At 66.5% G+C, this 25411-nt stretch carries 23 protein-coding genes; 8 read left to right on the top strand and 15 right to left on the bottom strand.

The genetic code is table 11. The features are described from left to right. Positions 1-55 precede the first annotated feature (55 nt). The 3 genes from EZM81_RS08470 (at position 56) to EZM81_RS08460 (ending at position 3336) form a co-directional block, all read left to right on the top strand. Positions 56-2026: a heme lyase CcmF/NrfE family subunit gene (locus EZM81_RS08470; RefSeq protein ID WP_136645417.1), complete on the top strand. Its 1971-nt coding sequence runs from the start codon at positions 56-58 to the stop codon at positions 2024-2026. Then, on the top strand, positions 2023-2496 hold the full coding sequence (locus EZM81_RS08465) for a cytochrome c-type biogenesis protein (protein ID WP_136645416.1): 474 nt from the start codon (positions 2023-2025) through the stop codon (positions 2494-2496). The genes EZM81_RS08470 and EZM81_RS08465 overlap by 4 nt, the downstream gene beginning before the upstream one ends. Before the next feature lie 66 nt (positions 2497-2562). Further along, positions 2563-3336, top strand: a complete 774-nt coding sequence (locus tag EZM81_RS08460) for an enoyl-CoA hydratase-related protein (RefSeq protein WP_136645415.1) — start codon at positions 2563-2565, stop codon at positions 3334-3336. An 83-nt stretch (positions 3337-3419) separates the two neighbouring features. Here EZM81_RS08460 and ilvN read toward each other — a convergent pair whose 3' ends face one another. The 4 genes from ilvN to EZM81_RS08440 form a co-directional block, all read right to left on the bottom strand. Continuing rightward, the gene (gene ilvN, locus EZM81_RS08455) at positions 3420-3980 is read right to left on the bottom strand and encodes an acetolactate synthase small subunit (protein ID WP_135448591.1); all 561 of its coding nucleotides are present in this window, start codon (positions 3978-3980) and stop codon (positions 3420-3422) included. An 83-nt stretch (positions 3981-4063) separates the two neighbouring features. Then, entirely contained in the window at positions 4064-5299 is a 1236-nt protein-coding gene (locus EZM81_RS08450) for a glycosyltransferase family 87 protein (RefSeq protein WP_136645414.1), read from the bottom strand. A gap of 3 nt (positions 5300-5302) precedes the next feature. Continuing rightward, entirely contained in the window at positions 5303-7048 is a 1746-nt protein-coding gene (locus EZM81_RS08445) for an acetolactate synthase 3 large subunit (RefSeq protein WP_136645413.1), read from the bottom strand. Between the two features lie 312 nt (positions 7049-7360). Further along, positions 7361-8269, bottom strand: a complete 909-nt coding sequence (locus EZM81_RS08440) for a calcium/sodium antiporter (protein ID WP_136645412.1) — start codon at positions 8267-8269, stop codon at positions 7361-7363. Between the two features lie 616 nt (positions 8270-8885). On the opposite strand from EZM81_RS08440, the gene EZM81_RS08435 reads away from it, so the two are divergent. After that, positions 8886-9992, top strand: a complete 1107-nt coding sequence (locus tag EZM81_RS08435; RefSeq protein ID WP_136645411.1) for a TRAP transporter substrate-binding protein — start codon at positions 8886-8888, stop codon at positions 9990-9992. 73 nt (positions 9993-10065) lie between these two features. On the opposite strand, the gene EZM81_RS08430 is transcribed toward EZM81_RS08435, so the two are convergent. From EZM81_RS08430 to EZM81_RS08415, 4 genes are all read right to left on the bottom strand, one after another. Beyond that, positions 10066-11904: a TRAP transporter large permease subunit gene (locus EZM81_RS08430; protein WP_135448580.1), complete on the bottom strand. Its 1839-nt coding sequence runs from the start codon at positions 11902-11904 to the stop codon at positions 10066-10068. After that, complete coding sequence (locus EZM81_RS08425) at positions 11901-12506, bottom strand: TRAP transporter small permease subunit (RefSeq protein ID WP_135448578.1); 606 nt, start codon at positions 12504-12506, stop codon at positions 11901-11903. The genes EZM81_RS08430 and EZM81_RS08425 overlap by 4 nt, the downstream gene beginning before the upstream one ends. A 359-nt stretch (positions 12507-12865) precedes the next feature. Then, positions 12866-13693 (bottom strand): arginyltransferase, encoded by an 828-nt coding sequence (locus tag EZM81_RS08420; RefSeq protein ID WP_135448576.1) that lies wholly within the window; start codon positions 13691-13693, stop codon positions 12866-12868. Positions 13694-13812: 119 nt separating this feature from the next. After that, the gene (locus EZM81_RS08415) at positions 13813-14289 is read right to left on the bottom strand and encodes a DUF2852 domain-containing protein (protein WP_371685732.1); all 477 of its coding nucleotides are present in this window, start codon (positions 14287-14289) and stop codon (positions 13813-13815) included. A 284-nt stretch (positions 14290-14573) separates the two neighbouring features. Here EZM81_RS08415 and EZM81_RS08410 point away from each other — a divergent pair, with 284 nt between their 5' ends. Together EZM81_RS08410 and EZM81_RS08405 are read left to right on the top strand one after the other, a co-directional pair. After that, positions 14574-17351, top strand: coding sequence for a glutamine-synthetase adenylyltransferase (locus tag EZM81_RS08410; protein ID WP_136645410.1), 2778 nt, complete (start codon positions 14574-14576; stop codon positions 17349-17351). Beyond that, positions 17338-17613 (top strand): hypothetical protein, encoded by a 276-nt coding sequence (locus EZM81_RS08405; RefSeq protein WP_135448572.1) that lies wholly within the window; start codon positions 17338-17340, stop codon positions 17611-17613. The genes EZM81_RS08410 and EZM81_RS08405 overlap by 14 nt, the downstream gene beginning before the upstream one ends. 32 nt (positions 17614-17645) lie before the next feature. Here EZM81_RS08405 and EZM81_RS08400 read toward each other — a convergent pair whose 3' ends face one another. Then, a complete protein-coding gene (locus EZM81_RS08400) occupies positions 17646-18293 on the bottom strand; it encodes a bifunctional 4-hydroxy-2-oxoglutarate aldolase/2-dehydro-3-deoxy-phosphogluconate aldolase (RefSeq protein WP_135448570.1) in 648 nt (215 codons plus the stop codon). A 151-nt stretch (positions 18294-18444) separates the two neighbouring features. Next, entirely contained in the window at positions 18445-20250 is a 1806-nt protein-coding gene (gene edd / locus EZM81_RS08395; protein ID WP_136645409.1) for a phosphogluconate dehydratase, read from the bottom strand. 133 nt (positions 20251-20383) lie between these two features. Here edd and EZM81_RS08390 point away from each other — a divergent pair, with 133 nt between their 5' ends. Next, complete coding sequence (locus EZM81_RS08390) at positions 20384-21616, top strand: RSP_2647 family RNA methyltransferase (RefSeq protein WP_136645408.1); 1233 nt, start codon at positions 20384-20386, stop codon at positions 21614-21616. A 22-nt stretch (positions 21617-21638) separates the two neighbouring features. After that, positions 21639-22181, top strand: coding sequence for an RSP_2648 family PIN domain-containing protein (locus EZM81_RS08385; protein ID WP_135448780.1), 543 nt, complete (start codon positions 21639-21641; stop codon positions 22179-22181). A 60-nt stretch (positions 22182-22241) separates the two neighbouring features. On the opposite strand, the gene EZM81_RS08380 is transcribed toward EZM81_RS08385, so the two are convergent. The 5 genes from EZM81_RS08380 to EZM81_RS18265 all read right to left on the bottom strand — a co-directional run bounded on the left by EZM81_RS08380 (position 22242) and on the right by EZM81_RS18265 (position 25388). After that, entirely contained in the window at positions 22242-22925 is a 684-nt protein-coding gene (locus EZM81_RS08380) for a M48 family metallopeptidase (RefSeq protein ID WP_136645407.1), read from the bottom strand. Between the two features lie 13 nt (positions 22926-22938). Beyond that, on the bottom strand, positions 22939-23553 hold the full coding sequence (locus EZM81_RS08375) for a DedA family protein (protein WP_136645406.1): 615 nt from the start codon (positions 23551-23553) through the stop codon (positions 22939-22941). Further along, complete coding sequence (locus tag EZM81_RS08370; RefSeq protein ID WP_135448560.1) at positions 23550-23903, bottom strand: hypothetical protein; 354 nt, start codon at positions 23901-23903, stop codon at positions 23550-23552. The genes EZM81_RS08375 and EZM81_RS08370 overlap by 4 nt, the downstream gene beginning before the upstream one ends. Continuing rightward, positions 23900-25081 (bottom strand): VWA domain-containing protein, encoded by a 1182-nt coding sequence (locus EZM81_RS08365; protein WP_136645405.1) that lies wholly within the window; start codon positions 25079-25081, stop codon positions 23900-23902. The genes EZM81_RS08370 and EZM81_RS08365 overlap by 4 nt, the downstream gene beginning before the upstream one ends. 136 nt (positions 25082-25217) lie before the next feature. Further along, positions 25218-25388 carry a hypothetical protein gene (locus tag EZM81_RS18265; protein ID WP_167850920.1) on the bottom strand — a complete coding sequence of 57 codons (171 nt, stop codon included), beginning with the start codon at positions 25386-25388 and terminating at the stop codon, positions 25218-25220. Between the last annotated feature and the right edge of the window lie 23 nt (positions 25389-25411).

The raw sequence follows: 25411 nt of genomic DNA, 5'->3' as shown, positions 1-25411 counted from the left end.
GGATTTCCCCCTTCGCCCCAAGCGCCTATGATGAGACAAACACAGGGGGCGAACCGTGATCGTCGAATTCGGGCATTTCGCGCTGATCCTGGCGCTGATGGTGGCGCTGGTGCAATCGACGCTGCCGCTTTGGGGCGCGCAGCGGGGCGACGCGCGGCTGATGGCGCTGGCGGAACCGGCTGCGCTGATGCAGCTGGTTCTGGTCGCGGTGTCCTTTGCGGTGCTGACATGGGCCTTCGTCGTTTCGGATTTCTCGCTGGCAGTGGTGGTCGCCAATTCGCATACCGACAAGCCCATGCTCTACAAGGTAGCGGGCGTGTGGGGTAACCATGAAGGCTCGTTGCTTTTGTGGGTGCTGATCCTGGCCGTGTATGGCGCGGCTGTGGCGCTGTTCGGCGGCAATCTGCCGGCCAGGCTGAAGGCTCGGGTGCTGGCGGTGCAGGGCATGATCGGGGTCGCGTTCCTGCTGTTCATGCTGCTTACCTCTAACCCGTTCTGGCGCCTGGCGGCGCCGCCGCTGAACGGACAGGATCTGAACCCGCTGTTGCAGGATCCCGGGCTCGCCTTCCATCCGCCCTTCCTTTACCTGGGTTATGTCGGCCTGAGCATCGCCTACAGCTTTGCCGTGGCCGCCCTGATCGAAGGCCGGGTCGATGCCGCCTGGGGGCGTTGGGTGCGCCCCTGGACGCTGGCAGCGTGGATCTTCCTGACCATCGGCATCGCGCTGGGGTCGTGGTGGGCCTACTACGAACTTGGCTGGGGGGGCTTCTGGTTCTGGGATCCGGTGGAAAACGCCAGTTTCATGCCTTGGCTTCTGGCTGCCGCGCTTCTGCATTCTGCGATCGTGGTGGAAAAGCGCGAAAGCCTGAAGGCCTGGACGATCCTGCTGGCGATCATGGCCTTCGGGTTCAGTCTGATCGGCACCTTCATCGTGCGATCGGGGGTCATCACATCCGTCCACGCCTTTGCCAATGACCCGGAGCGGGGCGTGTTCATCCTGATCATTCTGGCGGTCTTTACCGGCGGAGCGTTGATGCTGTTCGCCCTGCGGGCAGGGGTGATGGAGGCGAAGGGCGTCTTTGCCCTGGTCAGCCGTGAAAGCGCGCTGGTGGCGAACAACATCATTCTTGCGGTTTCCGCCTTTGTCGTCTTCATCGGGACAATCTGGCCTTTGGTTGCGGAACTGTTGCTGGGGCGCACCCTGAGCGTGGGCGAGCCCTTCTTCAACGCGGCCTTTACCCCCTTCATGGTGGCACTGGCGGTGATCCTGCCGCCGGGCGCGATGCTGGCGTGGAAACGCGGGGCGCTGGGGCGCAGCCTGCGGGCCCTGTTGCCCGCACTGGTCCTGGCCCTGGCGCTTGGGGCGTTGGCCTGGACAATGCAGACGAACCGGACGGCGCTGGGGCCGATCGGGGTGGTCCTGGGCGCGTGGGTTCTGTTCGGTGCGCTGACCGACCTTTGGTCGCGGACCGGGCGCGAGGGGGTCGGCACGCGGATGGCGCGTCTGACGCGTCTGCCGCGCGCCGACTGGGGCAAGGCGGTGGCGCATGGCGGCCTGGGAATTACGATCTTCGCGGTGTCGGCAATGTTGGCCTGGAAGATCGAGGATATCCGCGTGGTGCAGGTCGGCGAGACCTTCCCCCTCGGCACCTACGAGGTGCGCCTCGATGACGTGCGCGAGGTCGAGGGGCCGAACTATGTGTCCACCATGGGCTTCATGACGGTGACCCGCAATGGTGCGCTGGTCGCCAGGTTGCAGCCAGAGAAGCGGGTCTATCCGGTGGCCGGGATGCCCACGACCGAGGCCGCCATAGATTACGGCTTGCTGCGCGACGTCTATCTGGTGCTGGGCGACCGGCAGCAGTCGGGTGGCTGGGCCGTGCGGAGCTATATCGAGCCCTTCGCCAACTGGCTGTGGGCCGGCTCGATCCTGATGGCGCTGGGGGGGCTGCTCAGCCTGTCCGACCGGCGCTACCGCGTGGCGGCCGGGGCGCGGAAGGTTCCGCTCGGGGTTCCTGCGGAATGATCGCGGCTTTCAACCGGTGGTGGGCGGGGTGTGCAGGCTGCGCCCTGGCGCTGCTGCTGCTGGCGACCCCGGCCCTTGCGGTTCAGCCCGACGAGATGCTGGCCGACCCGGTGCTCGAGGCGCGGGCGCGGGCGATCAGCCGCGAGATCCGCTGCCCGGTCTGTCAGGGAGAATCGATCGACGATTCGAACGCACCGATCAGCCGCGACCTGCGGATCATCATCCGCGAAAGGCTGGTGGCCGGCGATACCGACCGCGAGGTGGTGGATTACATCGTCGCCCGATACGGCGAGTTCGTCCTGTTCAATCCCCGGCCCGAAGGATCGAACCTGATCCTGTGGCTGGCGGGGCCGGTCCTGTTCCTGGTCGGGGTCGGGGTGGCGGTCACAGCGGCGCGCCGGCGCAAGGCCCCGGAGGCCACGCTGAGCGAGGCTGAAGAGGCGCGCCTGCGCGAACTCCTGAAGGAGTGACGCGGCGTTGGGGCTTTGGCCTGGCGCGCTCTGAGGCTAGCCTTTCTCCAGCGACAGGAGGGGCGCATGGCTTATGACTGGATCACGGTGACCGAGGATGCGGGCGTGACATGGATCACGCTGAACCGGCCCGAGGTGATGAACGCGCTGAATCGCGGGCTGCGACGCGAACTGACCATCGCACTGCGGCTGGGGCATCGTGGCCGGGTGATCGTACTGACCGGGGCGGGGCGGGCCTTCTGTTCCGGTCAGGATCTGACCGACGCGACCGGTCTGGAGGATGCCGGGTTCGAGGCCACGCTGAACGACGAATATGTTCCGATGATCCGGGCGATAACCGAGGCTCCGGTTCCCGTGATCGCTGCGGTCAACGGGGTTGCGGCAGGGGCGGGGGCCAATCTGGCGCTGGCCTGCGATCTGGTGATCGCGGCGGAAAGCGCGAGCTTCATTCAGGCCTTCACCCGGATCGGGCTGATCCCGGATGCGGGGGGCACCAGCTTCCTGCCGCGCCGGGTAGGCTTGCAGCGCGCGATGGGGGCTGCACTGCTGGCCGAGCCAGTGCCCGCGCGGCAGGCCGCCGACTGGGGGATGATCTGGGAGGCGGTACCGGACGCGTGGTTCACAGAGGTGGTGGCGGCGCGGGCGGCTAAGCTCTCCTCCGGGCCGACGTTGGCCTATGCCGCGTTGAAGCAGGCCCTGCGCGGCAGCTTCGATCAGCCGCTGGAGGCACAGCTGGCACTGGAAGCGCGCTTGCAGGGGGCCTGCGGGGCAAGCGATGATTTCCGCGAAGGGGTGGCGGCCTTTCTGGAAAAGCGCCCGCCACGATTCACGGGGGCATAAGCGCCACTCATCGCTTCCTTTCGGCCGCTCTTCGCCGGGGGGCGGCAGCGAAGAGCGACGGGACGGAGCGATGATCGCCCCGGTCAGACCCCGCGGGCCAGCGCGGCCACGCCGGTGCGGGCGATTTCCACCAGGCCCAGCGGGCGCATCAGTTCGACGAAGGCGTCGATCTTCTCGGGCGTGCCGGTCATCTCGAAAACGAAGCTTTCCAAAGTCGAATCGACCACGTTCGCCCTGAAGATCTCGGCCAGGCGCAGGGCTTCGATCCGGTGTTCGCCCTTGCCCCTGACCTTGACCAGGGCAAGTTCGCGCTGGACGCTTGGGCCTTCCACGGTCAGGTCATGCACGGCATGCACCGGCACCATGCGGGACAGCTGCGCCTCGATCTGGTCGATGACAGCCGGGGTTCCGCGCGTCACGATGGTGATCCGCGACCGGTGCCCGGTGTGATCCACCTCTGCCACCGTCAGGCTGTCGATGTTGTAGCCACGGCCCGAAAACAGGCCGATGACGCGCGCCAGGACGCCCGGTTCGTTTTCCACGATCACTGCAAGGGTGTGGCTTTCCTCGACCTCGCTCAAGGCCGAGCGGAGGTCATAGGCCGAGTGGCTGGACGAGCCCTTCTTGATGTTCAGTGCGGACATGATTGCCTTCTGTTCTGTTGCGCTGTCCCGGGTCGTCGGTAACAGCCGTAGGTTCCATTTTCGGGCCCGACCCCCTGCAAGGTTCAGACCGGACGAGCGGGCGCGCGCCTCGCCGAGGCGAGGTGCGCAAGACACAGGATCAGACAGACGCCAAGAAGCGGGGTCAGAACGACAGCTCCCAGAAGCGATTGATCAACCAGTTTCAGGAAGACATTCATCGCCAGCAGTCCACCGCCAAGCCACAGCGCAACAAAGACCGCAAGCGGCAGCGGCGCGGCCTTCAGAAGTCCGGCGCGCATCAGGAAAAGGGCGATGCCCGCCATCAGCGCCGCTTCGTAATACCACATGTAAACCGACGACAGCAGCATTGCCGTCAGAAGGCCGGCCGCCTTGGCATCGAAGCTGATGTTCCGGGACCGCCACAGCAGAAGGACGCAGACCGCGCAGGCCGCCGTGATGGCCCATTGCAGGCGCAGCGCAAGCCGGGGTTCGACCCCCGACATGGTCAGCAACGACAGCGGACCAACCATCAGCTCGACGCCGGCGATGCTTTGCAGCATCACCGCGCCCTGTTCGGCAATGGCCTGTGCCAACAGCGGCCAGTAGCCCGTGCCATACACCAGGGTCGGCAGGCCCGCGACCAGGGCTGCAGTCACGGCGGCCGCAACGATGCTGCGCCAGGCGCCCGCCCCAAGCAGAGCAAACGGGATCATCAGCCCCAGTTGCGGCTTCAGCGTGAGGCAGCCGATGCAGATGCCGGCCAGAACCCACCGCTGTGCACGCAGCGCCGCAAGGGCCGCAAGCAGGCCGGCCATCCAGAAAAGGCTGTTCTGGCCGATCATCAGCGCGGGCAGAAAGGCTGGCGCAAAGGTCAGCGCCATCCAGAGCGGCGGGACTCCTGCCACGAATGGCCGAAACGCCAGCGCCATGCAGATGAGCGAAAGCGCCGTCGAAAGGATGAGAGCATGGGCAAAGCTGAAGGCGCCGAGCGGGGCGATCAGCAGCAGATAGCCCGGTGGATATAGCCAGGGCATCCGTGCATCGGTCTTGGTGGCATGCAGGGCATTCAGCTGATCCTGATCGAATGCGGCCAGCCCGTCGCCCGAAAGTGCAAGCTGCGCGGCCGCCCAGAACACCTTGAAGTCGATCGCCAGCGCCGGCTGTTCCGGTGTGCCCGTCGTTGTCAGCGCCGAGGTCAGAACGGCCAGGACGAAGGTCATGGTCAGCAGCACCGACACCGCGGCGAACCAGAACCCGCCCCGGCCGGCGAAAACCGCCAGCCGGGCGTCCGCAGCCTGACGCGAGGCGGCATCCTGCATGGGTCAGACCAGCACTGCGCCCGACCGGAAGGCCTCGGCATCGGCCGACAGCAGCATCTCGTTGTGCGGCTTCCCGCTGGGGATCATCGGGAAGCAGTTCTCGTGCTTTTCCACCAGGCAGTCGAAGATCACCGGGCCGTCGTGGCGGATCATTTCCATGATCGCGTCATCCAGATCCTTCGGGTCGTCGCACTTGATGCCCTTGCAACCGAAGGCCTCGGCCAGTTTCACGAAATCGGGCAGGCTTTCGCTCCAGGACGAGGAATAGCGTTCGCCATGCAGCAGCTCCTGCCACTGGCGCACCATGCCAAGTCGTTCGTTGTTCAGGATGAACTGTTTCACCGGCGCGCGGAACTGCATGGCGGTGCCCATTTCCTGCATGTTCATTAGCCAGGATGCCTCGCCCGCGACGTTGATGACCAGCGCGTCGGGATGTGCGATCTGCACGCCGATGCTTGCCGGCAGGCCGTAGCCCATGGTGCCTAGGCCGCCGGACGTCATCCAGCGGTTCGGCTCCTCGAAGCCCAGGAACTGGGCGGCCCACATCTGGTGCTGGCCGACCTCGGTGCAGATGTAGCGGTCCATCCCCTTGGTCAGGGCCTCCAGCCGTTCCAGCGCATACTGAGGCTTGATCGTGGTGCTAGAGGGCTTGTAGCTCAGGCACTTGACCGCGCGCCACTCGTCGATCTGCTTCCACCACTTGGCCAGCCCGCGCTGGTCGGTGCGCGAGCCGCGGGCGCGCCACTGGCGCAGCAGTTCCTCCAGCACCTTCGTCACGTCACCGACGATCGGCACATCGACATGGATGACCTTGTTGATCGAGGAGGGATCGATGTCGATATGAGCCTTCTTCGAGCGAGGAGAGAAGTCCTTGACACGGCCGGTGATGCGGTCGTCGAACCGTGCGCCGATGTTGATCATCAGGTCGCAGCCGTGCATGGCAAGGTTGGCCTCATAAAGGCCATGCATACCCAGCATGCCGATCCAGTTCTTTCCACTGGCGGGGTAGGCGCCAAGGCCCATCAGGGTAGAGGTCACCGGAAAACCGGTTTCCGCCGCCAGTTCGCGCAGAAGCTGGCTGGCACGGGGGCCAGAGTTGATGACCCCGCCGCCGGTATAGAGGATCGGGCGTTCAGCCTGCTCCATCAGCTCTACCAGCCGGGCGATCTGGCCCGGATCGCCCTCGGTCCGAGGCTGGTAGTGGCTGACTTTCGCCTTCTCGGCGGGCGTGTATTCCGCGGTGGCGAACTGCACATCCTTGGGGATGTCGATCAGAACCGGGCCGGGGCGGCCGTGGGTGGCGACGTGAAAGGCTTGATGGATGGTTTCCGAGAGTTTCGCGGTGTCCTTCACCAGCCAGTTCATCTTGGTGCAGGGGCGGGTGATGCCCACCGTGTCTGCCTCCTGGAAGCCGTCGGTGCCGATCATGAAAGTCGGCACCTGTCCGGTCAGGACAACGATCGGGATCGAATCCATCAGCGCGTCGGTCAGGCCCGTGACAGCGTTCGTGGCCCCGGGCCCCGAGGTCACCAGCGCCACCCCCGGCTTGCCGGTGGACCGCGCATAGCCTTCCGCCATGTGCACCGCGCCCTGTTCGTGGCGCACCAGGATGTGGCGGATGTCGTTTTGCAGGAACAGCTCGTCATAGATCGGAAGCACCGCGCCGCCCGGGTAGCCGAAGACGACCTCGACGCCCTGATCCTTCAGCGCCTGGACCACCATCTTCGCACCGGTCATCTGCTTCGACATCTTTCGCGTCTCCTTACCGCAACAAAAAGCCCCCGGAAGTTTCCTTCGGGGGCGCATGGGAACCGTTATGGTCAACCGTCACCGGCCCATGCGCGTCCTTCCTACGATGACAAGAAGTCTGGCCATCGGCCCATCCCCTTCACGTTCGGTCGGAACAGTAGGGCGCGGTATGCCGGGCGTCAACGGGATTTGCAATACGAAAATGTCGCATTGGCAGGGCATTCTTGAACGAAAGTTACGATCTGACTGGTCGGGGCGCAACTTTCTCCAAGGCGCCGCCCCGCAGGCCCATCGGGCGGCCGCAGGGCGGGGTCAGGCCATGGCCCAGAGATAGCCGCCATACAGTGCCAGCAGGATCACCCCGGCGATCCGCGGCAAGCCGTTCAGCAGGATGGCGGCCACCGCCAGACCGACGGCGACGGCGGTCGCCACGGGCATGTCGATCACCGCAAAGCGCGGATCGACGGGAATGGGGGTGATCAGGGCGGTGATGCCGATGATCGAGAAGATGTTGAAGATGTTCGACCCGATCACGTTGCCGACCGCAATCTCTGTCTGGCGGCGCAGGGCGGCAATCACGCTGGTCGCAAGTTCGGGCAGCGAAGTCCCGACAGCGACGATCGTCAGGCCGATCACGGCCTCCGGGACGCCGAAAGTCTTGGCGATGATGACAGCATTATCCACCAGTAGCCGCGCCCCGATCACCAGCACGACAAGCCCGCCCAGCGTGAAACCCCACGCCAGAAGCTGGTTTTCGACCGGCGCATCTTCATCGGCGTCGATCTTGCCGTATAGGAAGGCCACCGCCAAGAAGGCCAAGAGGCCCAGCACGAGGATTGCCCCATAAAGTCGGGTGATCTCGGATCCGGAGAGCATGGCCCAGAAGATCGCCGTCGCCGCCAGCATGAAGGCCAGATCGCGCCAAAGCCGGCGAGCGGGGATGAAGAGCGGCGCGATGGCGGTCGAGACGCCCAGGATCAGCAGGATGTTGGCGATGTTGGAACCCACGACGTTGCCGATGGCAATGCCCGGCTGGCCTGCCAGGGCCGCCTGGACCGACACCAGAAGTTCGGGCGCCGATGTCCCGAAGCCGACGATGGTCAGGCCGATCAGCATCGGAGAAAAGTTGAAATGCCGCGCAACCGATGAGGCGCCCCGCACCAGGCCCTCGCCTCCGACAAACAGCATGACAAGGCCGAGCGAGAACAGAAGATAGGTCAAGATGGCTCCCCGATTTCCGTTTGGGGGGAGGTTTGGTCGCGGTCGCGTGATTGCAAGGGGGCGGTTGCGGAAAATCGCACGCGTCCGTGATCGTGCGGCGGCTCTGTGCCTATTGCGCCGCTTGAGCGACCGCGTTCTCGCTGTTGCCGTCCGGGCTGCCGACCCGGGGGCGCCCGGAAATGTACGCAATCCGTGACTGCCGGCCGCAGTCCTTCGGCCCCGAGGCGCCCGAGCGGCCCCCGTGGCCGCAGTCGGCGATCCCGGCATGTCCAAGGGACAAGGGCCCTGTTTCATTCCGGTGCTGCGCGGCCACGATTGACGGTGACGGCCAGACACGCCCGAACCCGGGGTAGAGCCTGTCACCGGGCGATTCCCGGCCTGTCATGAGCACTCTGCCTGACAAATGGGCAGTCTGGCGGGCCAAGGGCAGGGCACGCTTGCGATGGTAGCGCCATCATCGGGCATGGCATGCGCCAAGGCGGTAAGCTTTTCTGACCAGAAGCAGCCGACCAGCGCAGTTTCGGGTTCTCATCTTGCACGGGCTTCTTTAGGGTCTATCTCACATATGCGCGATGGGGCCACCGACCCCTGGTGCGCCAACAGTGGAGGAGATTGCATGGATCGTCGCTCGTTTCTGACCAAGGCTTCCTTCGGCGGGGTGGCCGCTGCCGGTGCGGCTGCGCTGGCCGCGCCCGCCATCGCCCAGGATATGCCGACCGTGACCTGGCGGGTCACGTCGTCCTTCCCGAAGTCGCTCGACACCATCTTTGGGGCGGCCGAGGTCATGTCGAAGTATGTCTCGGAAGCGACGGACGGCAAGTTCACGCTTCAGGTCTTTCCGGCCGGCGAACTGGTCCCGGGGCTCGAGGCTGCGGATGCCGTCGCCAATGGCACGGTCGAGGCCTGCCACACGGTGCCCTACTACTACTGGGGCAAGGATCCGACCTATGCGCTGGGTGCCGCGGTACCCTTCGGGCTGAACGCCCGGATGATGAACGCCTGGTTCTACTATGGCGGCGGCATCGACATGATGAACGAATTCTACGCCACGCAGAACCTGATCGCCTTCCCCGCCGGCAACACCGGGGTGCAGATGGCCGGCTGGTATCGCAAGGAGATCAACAGCCTAGCCGATCTTCAGGGTCTGAAGATGCGGATCGGAGGTTTTGCCGGCAAGGTGATCGAGAAGATCGGCGTCGTGCCGCAGCAGATCGCGGGCGGCGACATCTATCCGTCGCTGGAAAAGGGCACCATCGACGCCGCCGAATGGGTCGGCCCCTATGACGACGAGAAGCTGGGCTTCTACAAGGTTGCGCCCTACTACTACTATCCCGGCTGGTGGGAAGGTGGCCCGGCGATCGCGACCATGATCAACCTGGCCAAGTGGAACGAGCTGCCGAAATCATACCAGGCGCTGCTGAAGGCAGCCTGCGCAGTGGCCAACCTGGACATGCTGGCCAGCTACGACTGGAAGAACCCCACGGCGCTGAAGTCGCTCGTGGCGAACGGCGCCCAGCTGCGGCCCCTGCCGCAAGACGTGCTGTCGGCGGCCTTCGACGCGGCAAATGCCACCTATGCCGAGGTCTCGGCCACCAACGAGACCTTCAAGAAGATCAAGGAAAGCCAGGATGCGTTCCGCCGGGATGCTTACCTGAACGCCCAGATCGCCGAATACAACTACGACGTATTCATGATGACGCAGCAGCAGGCAGGCAAGCTGTAGTCCCCTGCCGATCGACAAAGGGATAGCCCCGGGGAGTGTCTCTCCGGGGCTTTTCTGTTCCGCCTTGCGGCCCTCAGGGGGTGACCACGGGTGGGCCTAGCTGCGGTGCGCCCGGCAGGCCTGGCAAGGCGCCGGGGGCTGGCGGCGCGGCGTCGGGTGCGGGCTCGGGGGTGGGCGTGCCGAAGTTCGGGGTGCCCAGGTTCGGGGCCCCGAGATTGGGTGCTCCGATCGAGGGCGCCCCTGGCAGTCCCGGCAGGCCGCCCGGGGCAGGCGGGGCGCTGGTGCCGCCAGGCGCCATAGGCTGGAAGCCCGGCACGGTGATCTGCACGGTCGATGGGTCCACCACCGGCCCCTTGTAGTGCATCACCATCTGCGGGAAGGCCACCACGGCCAGGATCATCAGCAGCTGGATGACAATGAAGGGGATGGCGCCCCGGTAGATCTCTCCCGTCCTGATCCCATCCATCTTCCTGCCGGTGATCTTGTCGATGTAGGGCACCCGGGCTGCGACGGACCGCAGGTAGAACAGCGCAAAGCCGAAGGGTGGAGTCAGGAAGCTGGTCTGCAGGTTTACCCCGATGATGACGCCCAGCCAGATCAGGTCGATCCCCAGCGTCTGCGCCGGGGCGATCAACAGCGGGATCAGGATGAAGGCGATCTCGAAGAAGTCGAGGAAGAAGCCCAGCACGAAGATGATGAGGTTCACCACCACGAGGAAGCCGTACTGCCCCCCCGGCACGGCAGTCAGCAGTTCTTCCACCCAGATATGCCCGTTGACGCCGTAGAAGGTCAGCGAGAATACCCGCGCGCCGATCAGCACGAACAGGACGAAGGCCGAAAGCCGCGTCGTGGCGGCCAGCGCCGATTGCACCATGGGAAAGTTGAAGCGCCGCTTGGCGAAGGCCAGGATCATCGCGCCGACCGCGCCCATGGCGCCGCCCTCGGTCGGGGTGGCCAGGCCGATGAAGATCGTGCCAAGCACCAGGAAGATCAGCGCAAGCGGCGGGATCAGCACCATGATCACCTGCTGTGCAAGCCGCGACAGCAGGTCAAGGCCCAGATAGCGGTCGATCAGCGCATATATGTAGACCGCCACTGTCCCGACTGCCGCGCCGGCCACGTCGGCATTGGCACCCCAGGCATCATAGTAAAGGTAGTGCGCCCCGTAGCCGATGGCCGCGCCTGCGACAAGCGCGACCAGAAGCGAGGTCACGCCGCCGCCCAGCGTCCGCGCCTCGGGCGGAAGCGCCGGCACCTTGTGCGGCTGGAAGATCGCGATCATCGCCACATAGCCCAGATACATGCCGGTCAGCACCAGCCCCGGCACAAGCGCGCCGCGATACATGTCGCCGACCGACCGGCCCAGCTGATCGGCCAGAATGATAAGCACCAGCGAGGGCGGGATGATCTGTGCCAGCGTGCCCGAGGCCGCAATCACCCCGGTTGCCGTGCGCCGGTCATAGCCATAGCGCAGCATGATCGGCAGCGAGATCAGACCCATGGCGATCACGCTTGCCGCGACGACCCCGGTCGTGGCCGCCAAGAGCGCGCCGACGAGGACCACGGCAAAGGCGAGGCCCCCGCGGATCGGCCCAAAAAGCTGGCCGATCGTGTCCAGCAGATCCTCGGCCATGCCGCTTCGTTCCAGGATGATCCCCATGAAGGTGAAGAAGGGGATGGCCAGCAATGTCTCGTTCGAGATGATGCCCCACAATCGTTGCGGCATTGTGCCCAGAAGCGGCCAGTCCAGCGTGATCTCGCCGTTGGAATAGGGGGCAAGCCAGACGCCGATCACGAAGAAGATCAGCCCGTTCGCCGCCAGCGAGAAGGCCACGGGGTAGCCCATCAGCAGGAAGAAGACCAGGCTGACGAAGATGATCGGCGCCATGTTGTGGGCGATGAGCTCGATCATTTGCGCACCTCGCCGGCATGGGCCTGCACGTCGGCCTTGATTTCTTCCACCTCTTGCAGCGCGTGATCCTGCGCCGAGACGAAGGGATGGGGATCCTCGATCAGCCCGCGCATGACGGCAATCTTCTTGATGATCTCGGCAAGGGCCTGGGCTGCCAGCATCACGAACCCTGCAAGAAGGATCGCGCGCGCCGGCCAGATGATCAGCCCGCCCGCGTTGGTCGAGACCTGCCCCGACCGCCAGGCCTGCATCGTGTAGGGCCAGAGATACCAGGCCATCAGCGCGGCGAAGGGAAGAAGGAAGAAGATGTGGCCGAGAAGGTCGATCCAGTGCTGCGTCCGGCGCGAGCGCGTGGCGTAGAAGACGTCGATGCGGATGTGCTCGTTCTGCTGCAGGGTGTAGGCGGCCGCGCCCATGAAGGCCGCGCCGAACAGATACCACTGCAATTCCAGCCAGGCGTTGGATGACAGGTTGAAGAACTTGCGGCTGACCGCATTGCCCGCGCTGACGAGGACCGCCAGCAGGATCAGCCACATGACACCCTTTCCTATGAACGCGTTCACGCGGTCGATTCCGCGCGAAATGGCAAGCAAGGCCTGCATCCGGCAAAGTCCTCCCCTGGATGGCCACCGGTTGATCCGGCAGGCCTTGTGTTCAGTCCGGCCTGGTCTGGCAAGCCAGTCGGGCCAGTTACAGTAGGTCGCAGCGACGGGTCAATCCCGACCCTTCGCATTCCGAAAACGTCATGGCGCCCGTCCCATGCCCGCAGGATGAAGCGGGCCACCGGGTCACGCAAGCCCCGGTTGGTCAGATGGGGTGGGCGCGGGCCGGATCAAGTCCGCGCGTCTGGTGCATTGGTGCGTTCCCCTGGTCACCCTGAGGCCCGGCTTTTCGGAATGGATCAGGATCATGGCGTGGCAGCCGGGCAGGGCCATCGCCAGGTCGGCATGGCGCGCCGTCATCAGGTGCGGGTATCGGGCAGGCTGATCCGCGCGACCTGTTCTGCGATGGGGTCCACCGAAAGTGGATGCAGGTCGGCGGTATGGTCCTCGGGGTTGCCGACGGGCTGCCAGACACCGCCCTTGTAGATTTCCAGCGCCGAGAAGCCGGCCTTGTAACCCATCTTGCGGCTGCCCGGCACCCAGTAACCCAGATAGACGTATGGCAACCCCGCCTCGCGCGCGATGGCAACGTGGTCAAGAATGACGTAGGTGCCCAGCGACAGGTCAGAGAGGTCGGGGTCGTAGAAGCTGTAGACCATGCTGAGGCCGTCATCAAAGACATCGGTCAGACAGACGGCGGCGAGGGGCCGCGAGCGTTCGCCCTCGGCCGGGGGGCGGGTATATTCGATCACGCGGCTCTTGATCGGAGTTTCCTCGATCATCGCGGCGAATTCGAAGATGTCCATGTCGGCCATGCCGCCGTCGGCATGGCGGTGGTCCAGATAGCGGCGGAACAGGGAGAACTGGTCCTCGGTCGCCCAGGGGCTGGTGGCATTGCGGCGCAGATCGGCATTCCGCCGGAGGATCCGCCGCTGGGTGCGAGATGGCTGGAAATCGGCCACCCGGATGCGCGCGGAAAGGCAGGCGGAACATTCGGCGCATGAGGGGCGGTAAAGCACGTTCTGGCTGCGACGGAAGCCCTGTTTCGACAACGTGTCATTCAGTTTCTGCGCATGTTCGCCTTGCAGCGCGGTGAACAGCTTCCGTTCCATCCTGCCCGGCAGATAGGGGCAGGGCTGCGGAGCCGTCACATAGAACTGGGGCGCAAGGGGCAGCGTGTGTCGCATGAGAACTGGAGAAGGCAAGGCGAACCGAGCCTAGCAAGCCTCGCGCCATCCGCCAAGCATGTAGTGCAGCGGCTTGCGCCGGACTGCCCCGCCCCGATTGCGGGGCAGGGCAAAGGGCCTCAGTACTCGCCGCGGCGCGTTCCGGGGTCAGGAGGTGGTGCATCGGCCCCGGTCGCATCTTGCGCGTCGGTGGTGCGGGCACGCTCCTCCATGAAGGCATCGAATTCGGCCTTGTCCTTGGAATTGCGCAGCCGCTGGAGGAAGGTCTCGAAGGCCTCCTGCTCTTCTTCCAGCCGGCGCAGCGCCTCTGCCTTGTAGCTGTCGAAGGCGTGGTTGCCGGTGGGCTGGCCCGCACGCATCGCGTGGCGCCCCCAGGCATGGTCGCGGTGGCGGCGCTGGCCGCAGGAACGTGCGAACATCTGTTTTCCCCAGATCATGTAGGCAAGAAGCGCAAGGCCTACCGGCCAGAACAGGACGAAGCCCAGGACCATTGCGGCGATCCAGGCCCATTTGCCGCGCTCGTCCAGCCAGTCCTCGCCACGGCGCAGCGCAGAGCGGATCCCGCCAGGCCGGGCGGTGTCGGTGGTGGTCATCATCGGCGGGTCTCCTCTTGGAATGTGAATTGAATTCACATCGCGAAGATGTGGCCTGATGAAGGGCGCTTCAAGGGGCAATGTGAAAGATTTTGACATTGCTCGGGTGGTCTGACGGGATGGCGCCGGCATGGGCGCTTCACCCTGCCGGGTGCCTTGCCGGCGGCGAAACAGCGCCCTGCCTTGGCGTTGCCCGGGTCTGCCTGCCGGATCCTTCCAAGGATTTTTCAGCCCGCGGCATCGGCAGCCGTTGACCCCCCGCCGGGTTGCCGCGCAAGGTCTGCGCCATGACCCTTGCCGCCCGCATCACCCGCACGCCCTTCGCCTTCGATCCCACCGCAGCATCCCACCTGCGCGCCAGTCTGCCCGACCTCGGCCCCGAGGTCATGGAGCTTGTGTCCGCAACCGCCGGGTGCAGCCCCTATCTGCGCGGGCTGATGGAGCGCGAAGCCGGATGGATGCCCGAGGCCGTGGCTGATCCCGAGGCGGCCCTCGCGGCCGTGCTGGCCGCGCCAGAGGCTGCGGCGCTTGATGCCCTGCCGGACGCACTGCGGCAGGCCAAGCGGCGCGTGGCGTTGCTGGTTGCGCTGTGCGATCTGGGCGGCGTCTGGCCGCTGGAGCAGGTGACCGGGGCGCTGACCACGCTTGCCGACCGGGCGGTGCATCTGGCGCTGACCCGCTTGGTGGCCGATGAGATCCGCCGCGGCAGGCTGCCCGGTGCCACGCCCGACGCTGTGCCCACCGCAGGCGGGATGGTGGCGCTGGCCATGGGCAAGATGGGCGCGGGAGAGCTGAATTATTCCTCGGACATCGACCTGATCTGCCTGTTCGACGAAACCCTCTATCCCGGCGAGGAACATGAGGCGCGCGCAAGCTTCATAAAGGTCGTGCGCCGCATGACGGCGATCCTGTCGGATGTGACCGACGGCTATGTGTTCCGCACCGATCTTCGGTTGCGCCCCGATGCCAGCGTGACGCCGGTCTGCCTGTCGATGGCCGCCGCCGAAGCCTATTACGAGGCCGAGGGCCGCACCTGGGAACGCGCTGCCTACATCAAGGCTCGCCCCTGCGGGGGCGACCTTGCGGCGGGCGAGAGGTTCCTGAAGGCGCTAACCCCCTTCGTCTGGCGCAAGCATCTGGATTTCGTGGCAATCCAGGATGCCCATGACATGCGCCTTCGCATCCGTGACCACCGGGGCCTGCACGGGCCGATCACGGTGGAAGGCCACAACATGAAACTTGGCGCCGGCGGGATCCGCGAGATCGAGTTCTTCACCCAGACCCGCCAGCTGATTGCCGGGGGCCGCGACCCTGACCTTCGCGATCGCACCACGGTCGGGGGGCTCGCCGCGCTGGCCGCCAAGGGCTGGGTGCCACCCGATGTCGCCAAGGAGCTGACCCAGCTTTACCGTGCCCACCGCGAGGTGGAGCATCGGCTGCAGATGGTGAACGACGCCCAGACCCATTCCCTGCCGACCACCCCCGAAGGCGTGGCACGCATTGCTGCCTTCTGCGGCCAGACAGAGGCCGAATTTCGCCGCGACCTGCTGGACCGGCTGCACCGGACCGACCGGCTGACCGAAGGCTTCTTCTCTCCCGCCGATATCGAGGAGGGGCCGGAACTTTCCGAAACCGCGCGCGAGATCACGCGGCGCTGGGAAAGCTACCCGGCGCTGAGAACGGACCGCGCGCAGGCGATCTTCCGCCGGTTGCGGCCCCGCTTCCTGAAGGGGCTGGCCCGGGCCGCGAACCCCGACGAGGCGCTGGCGGCACTGGACGGATTTCTCGCCAGGTTGCCCGCAGGCGTGCAGCTTTTCGCGCTGTTCGAGGCGAACCCGACGCTGATCGATCTGATCATCGACATCGCCGGATCGGCACCCGGGCTGGCGCAGTATCTGGCGCGCAATGCCTCGGTGCTTGATGGGGTGATCGGCGGCAGTTTCTGGGACACCTGGCCCGGCGTGGCGGGCCTTCGGGCAGAACTGGCCCGACGCCTCGCCCTGGCTTCTGATTACGAGGCTAGGCTCGATGCGGCACGGCGCTGGATGAAGGAATGGCATTTCCGGGTGGGTGTCCATCATCTGCGCGGGCTGATCGACGGGTTCGAGGCGGGCAAGCAGTATGCTGACCTTGCCGAGGCCGTGGTCGCATCCATCTGGGACGAGGTTGTGGCGGATTTCGCCCGCAAGCACGGCGCAATGCCAGGGCGAGGGGCGGTGGTTCTGGGCATGGGCAGCATGGGGGCGGCACGGTTGAACGCGGGGTCCGATCTCGACCTGATCGTGATCTACGACGCCCAGGGGGCCGAGGGCTCGGACGGGCCGCGCCCGCTGGCCACGCGGCCCTATTTTGCGCGTCTGACCCAAGCGCTGGTCACGGCACTGACCGCGCAGATGCCCGAGGGGCGGCTTTACGAGGTGGACATGCGGCTGCGGCCCTCGGGCCGGGCGGGTCCGGTGGCGACCAGCCTGCAAAGTTTCACCACCTATCAGGAGACCGAGGCCTGGACGTGGGAGCATCTGGCCTTGACCCGTGCGCGGGTTCTGGCGGGCGAGCCGGCGCTGGCGGACGAGGTAGAGGATTTTCGACGTGCGCTGCTGCGGCGCAAGGGGCAGGGGGCCGCCGTGCGCGCCGATGTGGCCAAGATGCGGGCGCGGCTTGCGGCGGCAAAACCGGCGCAGGGGCCCTGGGACGCCAAGAACGGGCCGGGCCGGATCATGGACATCGAACTGGCCGCCCAGACCGTGGCGCTGATCGCCGGCAGCCCGGCACGCAGTGTCGAACGGCAGATCGCGGCGGGAAAGGGCATCGGACTGCCGGAGTCCGACGCGCAAGCGCTTCTTTCGGCCTACAGGCTTCTGTGGCGGCTGCATGCGGCGGCGCGGCTGCTGTCCGACCGGACGCTTGACTGGGATTCCCTTGGCGAAGGCGCGCGGGCCTTTGTGCTGCGCGAGACCGGCGCGCAGGATGGCGCGGCCTTGGCGCGGCAGCTTGCAGCAGCGGTGACAGCGGCCGCGGCCGCCGTGGAACATGTGGTGGGGGAGACAGGCGATGGACTTGGCTGAGGCCGATCCGAAGGGGCTGGTGCGGGAAAGCTACCGGATCGAGGGGATCACGGCAGGAGAGTGCCGGTCGATCTTCATGGACTGGGCGCTGTCGATCCCGGCGGGTGCCCCTGTGGTCGAGGCGGTGCGCGTGCTGATTGCGGCCTATGGTGTCGGCGCGCCGGACCATCCGATGACCGAAGTGCTGCATCAGGCCCTTGCGGCACCCGAAACCCCACGTCGCAAGGGCGGTCGGGCGGCACGGCAGATGATCCGGGACTGAGCCGGCGCCTGCCCCGTCCAGCGCGGTTCCGGTCAAGAGCTGCGGGGCAGGGCGGAGGCCTCGCGGGCAAGCATGGTGATCGCCGCCCAGTCGCCCTGCGCCATCGCCTCTTTCGGGGCGACCCAGCTGCCGCCGACGCAGAGGATGTTCTTCAGACCCAGATAGTCGGGCGCGATCTTCAGGCTGATCCCCCCGGTAGGGCAGAAGCTGACCTGCGGAATGGGTGCGCCGATTGCCTTCAGATATGCCGCGCCGCCCGCCTGCTCTGCGGGGAAGAACTTCTGCACCGAATATCCCACTTCCAGCAGGGCCATGATCTCGGATGCCGTCGCCGCACCGGGCAGAAGCGGCAGGCCTTCGTCCTGGCAGGCGGCGATCAGGCGGTCGGTTGCGCCCGGCGATACACCGAAGGTCGCACCAGCGGCCTTCGCGGCCTTTACATCGGCAGGGGTCAGCAGGGTGCCGGCCCCGACCACGCCGCCTGGCACTTCGGCCATGGCACGGATCGCGTCGAGCGCGCAGGGCGTGCGCAGCGTCACCTCCAGCGCTGGCAGGCCACCGGCAATCAGCGCCTCGGCCAGGGGGCGGGCGTGGGCGAGATCGTCGATCACCAGAACCGGCACGACCGGAGCCAGACGGCAGATCTCGGCGGCCTTCAGCGATTGTTCTGCGGGGGTCATCGGTTCCCTTTCTGCGCCGATCGGCGCGGGTGGCAAGTCAGGGTGCCGTCGGCGGAAGCATTCTGGCAAGCAGCAATCCGGGTGCGCAATGCTGTCATGCTCGTTTCCAGGTACTCCTGCCAACAGCGAGGGGGTAGGCGGGCCTGGGGCGTCAGTTGACGGTCGATGCCCCGGTGTCGGCAGATCCGACGTTGCGGCGGAAAGCAGCGAAAAGCTCGCGGCCGATCCCGTATTCGTTGGCCGAAAGATCGGCGGTGACAGGCGCGCGGCTGTCAAAATCGGGGACAAGGGCGGTCAGCGTACCCGCTACGGCATCTAGCCGCACCATGTCGCCATCGCGCAATTTCGCCAGTGGTCCGCCCGCCGCCGCCTCGGGTGCAACGTGGATCGCCGCCGGCACCTTGCCCGAGGCGCCCGACATCCGCCCGTCTGTCACCAGCGCCACCTTCAGGCCCCGGTCCTGAAGGACCGACAGCGTCGGTGTCAGCGAATGCAGTTCCGGCATCCCGTTTGCCTTGGGCCCCTGAAAACGGACGACCACCACGGTATCCGAGGTGAACTCTCCCGCCTTGAAGGCGGCCTTCACCGCCTCCTGGCTATGGAAGATGCGCGCCGGGGCTTCGACGACGTGGCGCTCGGGTGCCACGGCCGAGACCTTGATCACGCCGCGGCCGAGGTTGCCGGTCAGCAGTTTCAGCCCACCCGAAGGTGCAAATGGATCGGACGCGGGGCGGACGACCTTGTCATTCAGGCTTGCCTTCGGTCCGTCGCGCCAGACGAGGCAGCCCCCATCCAGCACCGGTTCCTGCCGGTAGGCGGACAGACCATCGCCCGCGATGGTCTTGGCGTCGGGGTGCAGCAGGCCCGCGTCCAGAAGCTGACCGATCAGGAACTGTAGCCCCCCGGCCGCGTGGAAATGGTTCACGTCCGCCAGTCCGTTCGGATAGACCTTGGCCATCAGCGGCACCGCCTCGGACAGGTCGGCAAAGTCCTGCAGGTCAAGGATCACGCCCGAGGCGCGCGCCATGGCGGGCAGGTGCAGCACCAAGTTGGTGGAGCCCCCGGTCGCCATCAGACCGACGATGCCGTTCACATAGGCGCGTTCGTCCAGTATCTCGCCCACCGGGCGAAAATCGTTGCCAAGCGCGGTGATCTGGGCGGCCCGTTCGACCGCCGCCGCGGTCAGCGCCTCGCGCAGGGGGGTTCCGGGGTTCACGAAGCTGGCGCCGGGCAGGTGCAGGCCCATCACCTCCATCAGCATCTGGTTGGTGTTCGCAGTGCCGTAGAAGGTGCAGGTGCCGGGGCCGTGGTAGCTGGCCATCTCGGCGGCCATCAGCTCTTCGCGTGTGGCGCGGCCTTCCGCATAGGCGTTGCGGACGGCGGATTTCTGGTCGTTCGGGATGCCCGAGGTCATCGGCCCGGCCGGAACAAAGACGGCAGGCACATGGCCGAAGGTGGCCGCCGCCATGATCAGGCCCGGCACGATCTTGTCGCAGACACCCAGATAGAGGGCTGCATCAAAACAGTTGTGGCTCATCGCCACGCCTGCTGCCAGGGCGATCACGTCGCGCGAAAAGAGCGACAGCTCCATGCCCGGCTGGCCCTGGGTGACCCCGTCGCACATGGCCGGCACCCCGCCGGCGACCTGCACCGTCACGCCTGCCTTCCTGGCCGCCGCCCGGATCAGGTCGGGATAGCGTTCGAAGGGCTGGTGCGCCGAGAGCATGTCGTTGTAGGCCGTCACGATACCGAGGTTCGGCACCTTGGCCTCTGCCAGTGCTGCCTTGGTCTCGCCCATGGCGGCATAGGCATGGGCCTGATTACCGCAGCTCAGATGTGCCCGCACCGGCCCGTTCGAGATCGCCTTGCCCATCCGTTCCAGATAAGCGTCGCGCGTGGCTTCTGACCGGGCGCGGATGCGGTCGGTGACGCGGGCGATTGTCGGATTCAGGGGCATAGGATCCTCCGGCGGCTGGCTGTCGGGGATATAGCAACTGCTGTTAGCGCTAACAAGACCATTGCGCGCCACAAGGCTTACGCAGCGCAGCTTCCGCCTTCCGGTGGGCGCATGAACCGGCTATGGGAACGGCATGACCGACGATAACCTGAACCCGCCCCCTCTGCAAACCGGTCGTCGTGCGACCGTCCGCCTGAAGCCCCGGGCAGAGGCGAGAGCGATCCGCCACGGGTTTCCCTGGGTCTATGCTGACGAACTGGTGACCGATCGGCGAACGCAGGCCTTGCCGCCCGGGACGCTGGCGGTTCTGGAAGACGGCGACCGGCGCACGCTGGGCCTTGTCACCGTCAACACGCGGTCGAAGATCATCGCCCGGGTGCTGGACCGCGACCCCGAGGCCGTGGTGGACCGGGCGTGGTTCCAGGCGCGGCTGGTCCGGGCGCTGGCGTTGCGCGAACATCTGTTCGACGCACCCTTCTACCGGTTGGTTCATGCCGAGGCGGACGGTCTGCCCGGTGTCATCATCGACCGGTTCGGTGATGTCGCCGTGGTCCAGCCCAACGCCGCCTGGGCAGAAACCGCGCTGTCGGACATTGTCGCTGCCCTTGTTGCAGTCACGGGCGTCCGCACCGTCGTCAAGAACGGACAGGGCAGGGCACGGGGGCTGGAAGGCCTGGCCGAGGAGCTTGCGGTCGTGCATGGCCCCGTGCCACAAGGCCCGGTCCCGGTGCCGATGAACGGGGCGCTCTACATGGCCGACGTGTTGGGTGGGCAGAAGACGGGCCTGTTCTTCGATCAGCGTCCGAACCATGCCTTTGCGGCCCGCCTGGCCCGCGGCGCGCGGGTGCTGGACGTGTTCAGCCACGTCGGCGGCTTTGCGCTTGCGGCGCTGGCCGCAGGTGCCTCCTCGGCCCTCGCGGTGGATGCCTCTGCGGCCGCCCTGGGCCTCGCGGGGCAGGGGGCCGCGGCAGCCGGCTTTGCCGACCGACTGTCAACCCGCCAGGGCGATGCCTTCGAGGTTCTGGAGGCGCTGGGCGCAGAGGGCGCGCGTTTCGATCTGGTGATCTGCGACCCGCCGGCCTTCGCGCCCGCCAAGCCGGCGCTGGAAGCGGGCCTTCGGGCCTATGAACGCATCGCCCGGCTGGCTGCACCGTTGGTCTCCCCGGGGGGATTTCTGGTGCTGTGTTCCTGCAGCCATGCCGCTGACCTGACCGCCTTCCGCAACGCCAGCGCGCGCGGCATCGGGCGCGGCGGGCGTCGGGCGCAGATCATCCACACCGGCTTTGCCGGCCCCGACCACCCGGTTCTGCCGCAACTGGCGGAATCCTCGTACCTCAAGGCGCTGTTCTTCCGGCTGGATGGCTAGTATGGGCGCTGCCGCCCCCCCGATCAGGGCCGTGCTGGACGCCTGTGTGCTTTACCCGACCGTGCTGCGGGAACTGTTTCAAGGCGCTGCCGAGGCCGGCCTGTTCCAGCCGGTCTTTTCCGAGCGCATCCTGCGGGAATGGGTGCTGGCCACGGCAAAGCTTGGTCCCGCTGCCTCTGCGCTGGCTGCGGGCGAGGCTGCGGTCCTTCGCGCAGCGTTTCCGCGCGCGGTGGTGCGCGAGCACCCCGAGATCGAGGCCCGGCTTCTGCTGCCGGACCCGGACGACCGGCATGTGCTGGCTACCGCCATTGCCAGCGGGGCCGATGCCATCGTAACCTTCAACGCGCAGGATTTTCCGGGCCACGTCCTTGCGGCCGAGGGCGTCGTGCGCCGTGACCCGGATGGCTTTCTGTGGGAGCTGCATTCCCGCCACCCCGAGGTCATGGCGCGCATCGTCGATTGCGTCCGAGCAAAGGCCGAGGCGATCTCGGGCCAGCCGGTGGGGCTGAAGCCGCTGCTGAAGCGCGCGCGGCTTTTCCGGTTGGCCAAGGCACTGGGGGCCTGACCTTTGCCGGCATCGTGCGGGTCGGCCCGCTTCGGGGGCAGGCGCAGGGCGCGACTGGCCCTATCCCAGCCAGCGTGCCTCGTTCGCCTCGATCGCGGCGATGCGTTCTGCGGTCTTGGGGTGGCTCAGCAACCAGGCGGGGATGCCCTCGGCCCGGTTCTGGGTCAGGGCGTCCAGCTTGCGGAACAGCGACTTCTGCGGCCCTGTCCCGATTCCGGCCTTGATCAGCAGCGCGCTGGCATAGGCATCGGCTTCGAATTCGTCACGGCGGCTGAGCCGCGCCATCAGGGCTGTCGAGATCAGGTTTGCGATCCAGATGCCGACAAAGGGCAGGAACCGATTCAGCAGCGCCGAAAGCATCACGAAGACCGCGTTCTGGCCGGTGAAATCGATCATCCGCCGCCGCATGTGGCCCAGGGCGACATGCCCCATCTCATGCGCGATGACCGAGGCCAGTTCCTCGGCCGTGACCTCGCCGCGCGCCTTGCGGTTCAGGAACCCGCGCGTCAGGTAGATCTGCCCGTCGGGCGATGCCAGCCCGTTTACCGCATCGATCTCGAAGACGTTCACCCGGATGCCGGGCAGGCCCATTGCCGCCGCCATCCGGTTGGCCAGCCGAGTGATCGACGGGTCTGTCAGAGGGCGCGAGTTGGCCTCGAGTGTCTTCCTCGTGCGCCAGACCGAAAATCGCAGCATCGCCAGCGCATAGACGGCCACAAGGATCAGGGGAAGGAACTTGCTCATTAGCCGGATATAGTCAGTGCCCGGGTCCGCGCAATGCGGCCCTTCCGGCAGCGGTGTTGAACAGCCAGTAACCCAGTGCAACCACCGCGCCCGCCCCCCCGATCATGCCCAGAAGCGATCCGACCATGTCGCTTGCCGCCGCGATGTTGCCGCCGAAGGCAAAGCCCGCGCCGACATACAAGCCGGCCCAGGTGACTTCGCCCGCGACGCCGGCTACCGTGAAGCGGCGCCAGCCATAGCGGGTGCTTCCTGCGATCACGTTCACATAGGGTCCAAGCGGACTGAGCAGCCAGCGCGAAAGGAACACGGCCAGGGTGCCGCGCCGGTCCATCAGGTCGTCGGCCCTTGCCAGCAGCTTGTCGCGCGCCGGGTCGGCGCGTAGCCGCCCCAGCACCGAGGCGCCAAAGCCGCGCCCCAGCCAGTAGCCAAGCTGATCGCCCGCGACGGCACCGCAGGCGGCGGCCAGGATCGCCTGCGAAAGTGCAAGTTCGCCCGCGGCAACGAAGCCCCCGGCAGCAAGCATCAGCACCGAGGCCGGAATAGGCAGGGCAAGGCAGGACAGGAAGGTGGTCACGGCCAGAAGCCACAGCCCGTACTGCGGAACCTGCGCCAGCAGCCAGTCGGTCATTCCGTGGTTCCGGCTGAGCGCAGGCGGGCAATAGCTGCCTCTACCTCGGCGATCACCTGTTCCACCGGCACGCCGCGATCTTCGGCGATTTCCGACAGGGGCAGCGGATGACCCCTGACCTGGGGCGGAGGCAGGCCTGCCGCCGCATCCAGATCGCGCGGGTTCAGCCCCCAGGAACGGGCGACATAGCCCACGGTCATCCAAGGCTCGACGGGCATTTCGCGGTGGGTCGCCCAGTAGATGGTGAAGACGGTGAAACGCCCCGCAAAGAACAGCGTCACCGCACAGGCCAGCAGGAAGGCCGAGGTCAGCCAGGGCCGCGCGCGCCAGAGGGTCAACAGTCGGTTCATCGCAGCTCCCTGATCCCGCGGGCCAGGCCGTCCAGGGTCATCGGCACCATGCGGTTCTCGAAGATGTCCCGGATCAGCGCGGTCGAACGCGTATGACCCCATTCCGCCTCGGCCACCGGGTTGATCCACAGGTGGAACGGCCATTGCGCGCGGATTCGTCGCAGCCAGACCTCGCCCGCTTCGCGATTCCAGTGTTCGTTTGCCCCGCCAGGATGGGTGATCTCGTAGGGGCTCATTGCGGCGTCACCCACGACGATCAGCCGCCAATCGGGGCCATAGGTGCGGATCACGTCCCAGGTGGGGGTCTGCGCGTCCCAGCGGCGGCGGTTGTCGCGCCACAGCCCCTCGTAGACGCAGTTGTGGAAATAGAAGACCTCCAGATGCCGGAACTCGGCCTTGGCGGCGGCGAACAGCTCCTCCATAACCCGGACATGGGGGTCCATCGACCCGCCGATGTCGAGGAACAAGAGCACCTTCACCGCATTGCGCCGCTCGGGCCGGGTCTGCACGTCCAGCCAGCCCTGCGCCGCCGTGGCGCGGATCGTGCCATCGAGGTCCAGCTCCTCTGTCGTTCCCTCGCGCGCCCAGCGGCGCAAACGGCGCAGCGCCAGCTTCATCGTCCGCGTTCCGATCTCGGCATCGCCGTCGAGGTTGCGGAACTCGCGCCGGTCCCAGACCTTGACGGCGCGGCGGTGCCGGCTTTCCTCCTGCCCGATGCGCACGCCTTCGGGGTTGTAGCCCCAGGCGCCGAAGGGGCTGGTGCCGGCCGTGCCGATCCATTTCGACCCGCCCTGATGCCGGCCCTTCTGTTCGGCCAGGCGCTGGTGCAGCGTCTGCATCAGCTTCTCGAACCCGCCCATCGCCTGTATGGCGGCCCGCTCCTCGGCCGACAGATGCCGCTCGGCCAGCTTCTCCAGCCAGTCGTGCGGCAGGTCCAGGGCCTTCAGCACCTGATCCACGCCGATCGCCTCCAGCCCGGCGAAGCTGCGCGCAAAGGCGCGGTCGAAACGGTCGATGTGGCGTTCGTCCTTGACCATGGCGGCGCGGGCCAGGTGATAGAAGCCCTCCGGGTCATGGGTTGCAAGGCCCGCAGCCATGGCCTCGAGAAAGGTCAGGAACTCGCGCACCGTGACAGGCACCCCCTCTTCCCGCAACGACTGGAAGAACGGGAGGAACATCGCGTCAACCGGCTGCGTCGGGAATGGCAGAACCGACTTCCTTCAGGAAATCGGGCCCGAGCCTGTGAAGGCTGTGTCGCAGAGCCTTTGAAACCTCCGCCGTTGCCGGATTGGTCCGCATCGCGTCCATCGCCGGTCAGCCCCGGACCATGCGATCGACGCCAAGTGTCACGAACAGTCCGATCAGACCGAACAGAATGGCATAGACCGCTGCATATTGTGCGATGTCGGCGACGCCCCCGCCGCGCCGCCTGGCCTGCCAGCCGCCGCCCAAAGCCCCTAGAACCAGACCCGCGATCACGAACATTCCGCCCCTTTCCCGGGACGAGC

The sequence above is a fragment of the Tabrizicola sp. YIM 78059 genome, from assembly GCF_004959785.1.
GTDB classification, from domain to species: Bacteria; Pseudomonadota; Alphaproteobacteria; order Rhodobacterales; family Rhodobacteraceae; genus Tabrizicola; species Tabrizicola caldifontis.
The sequence above is the reverse complement of the archived record's forward strand: the minus strand, read 5'-3'. Positions and strand labels throughout refer to the sequence as shown.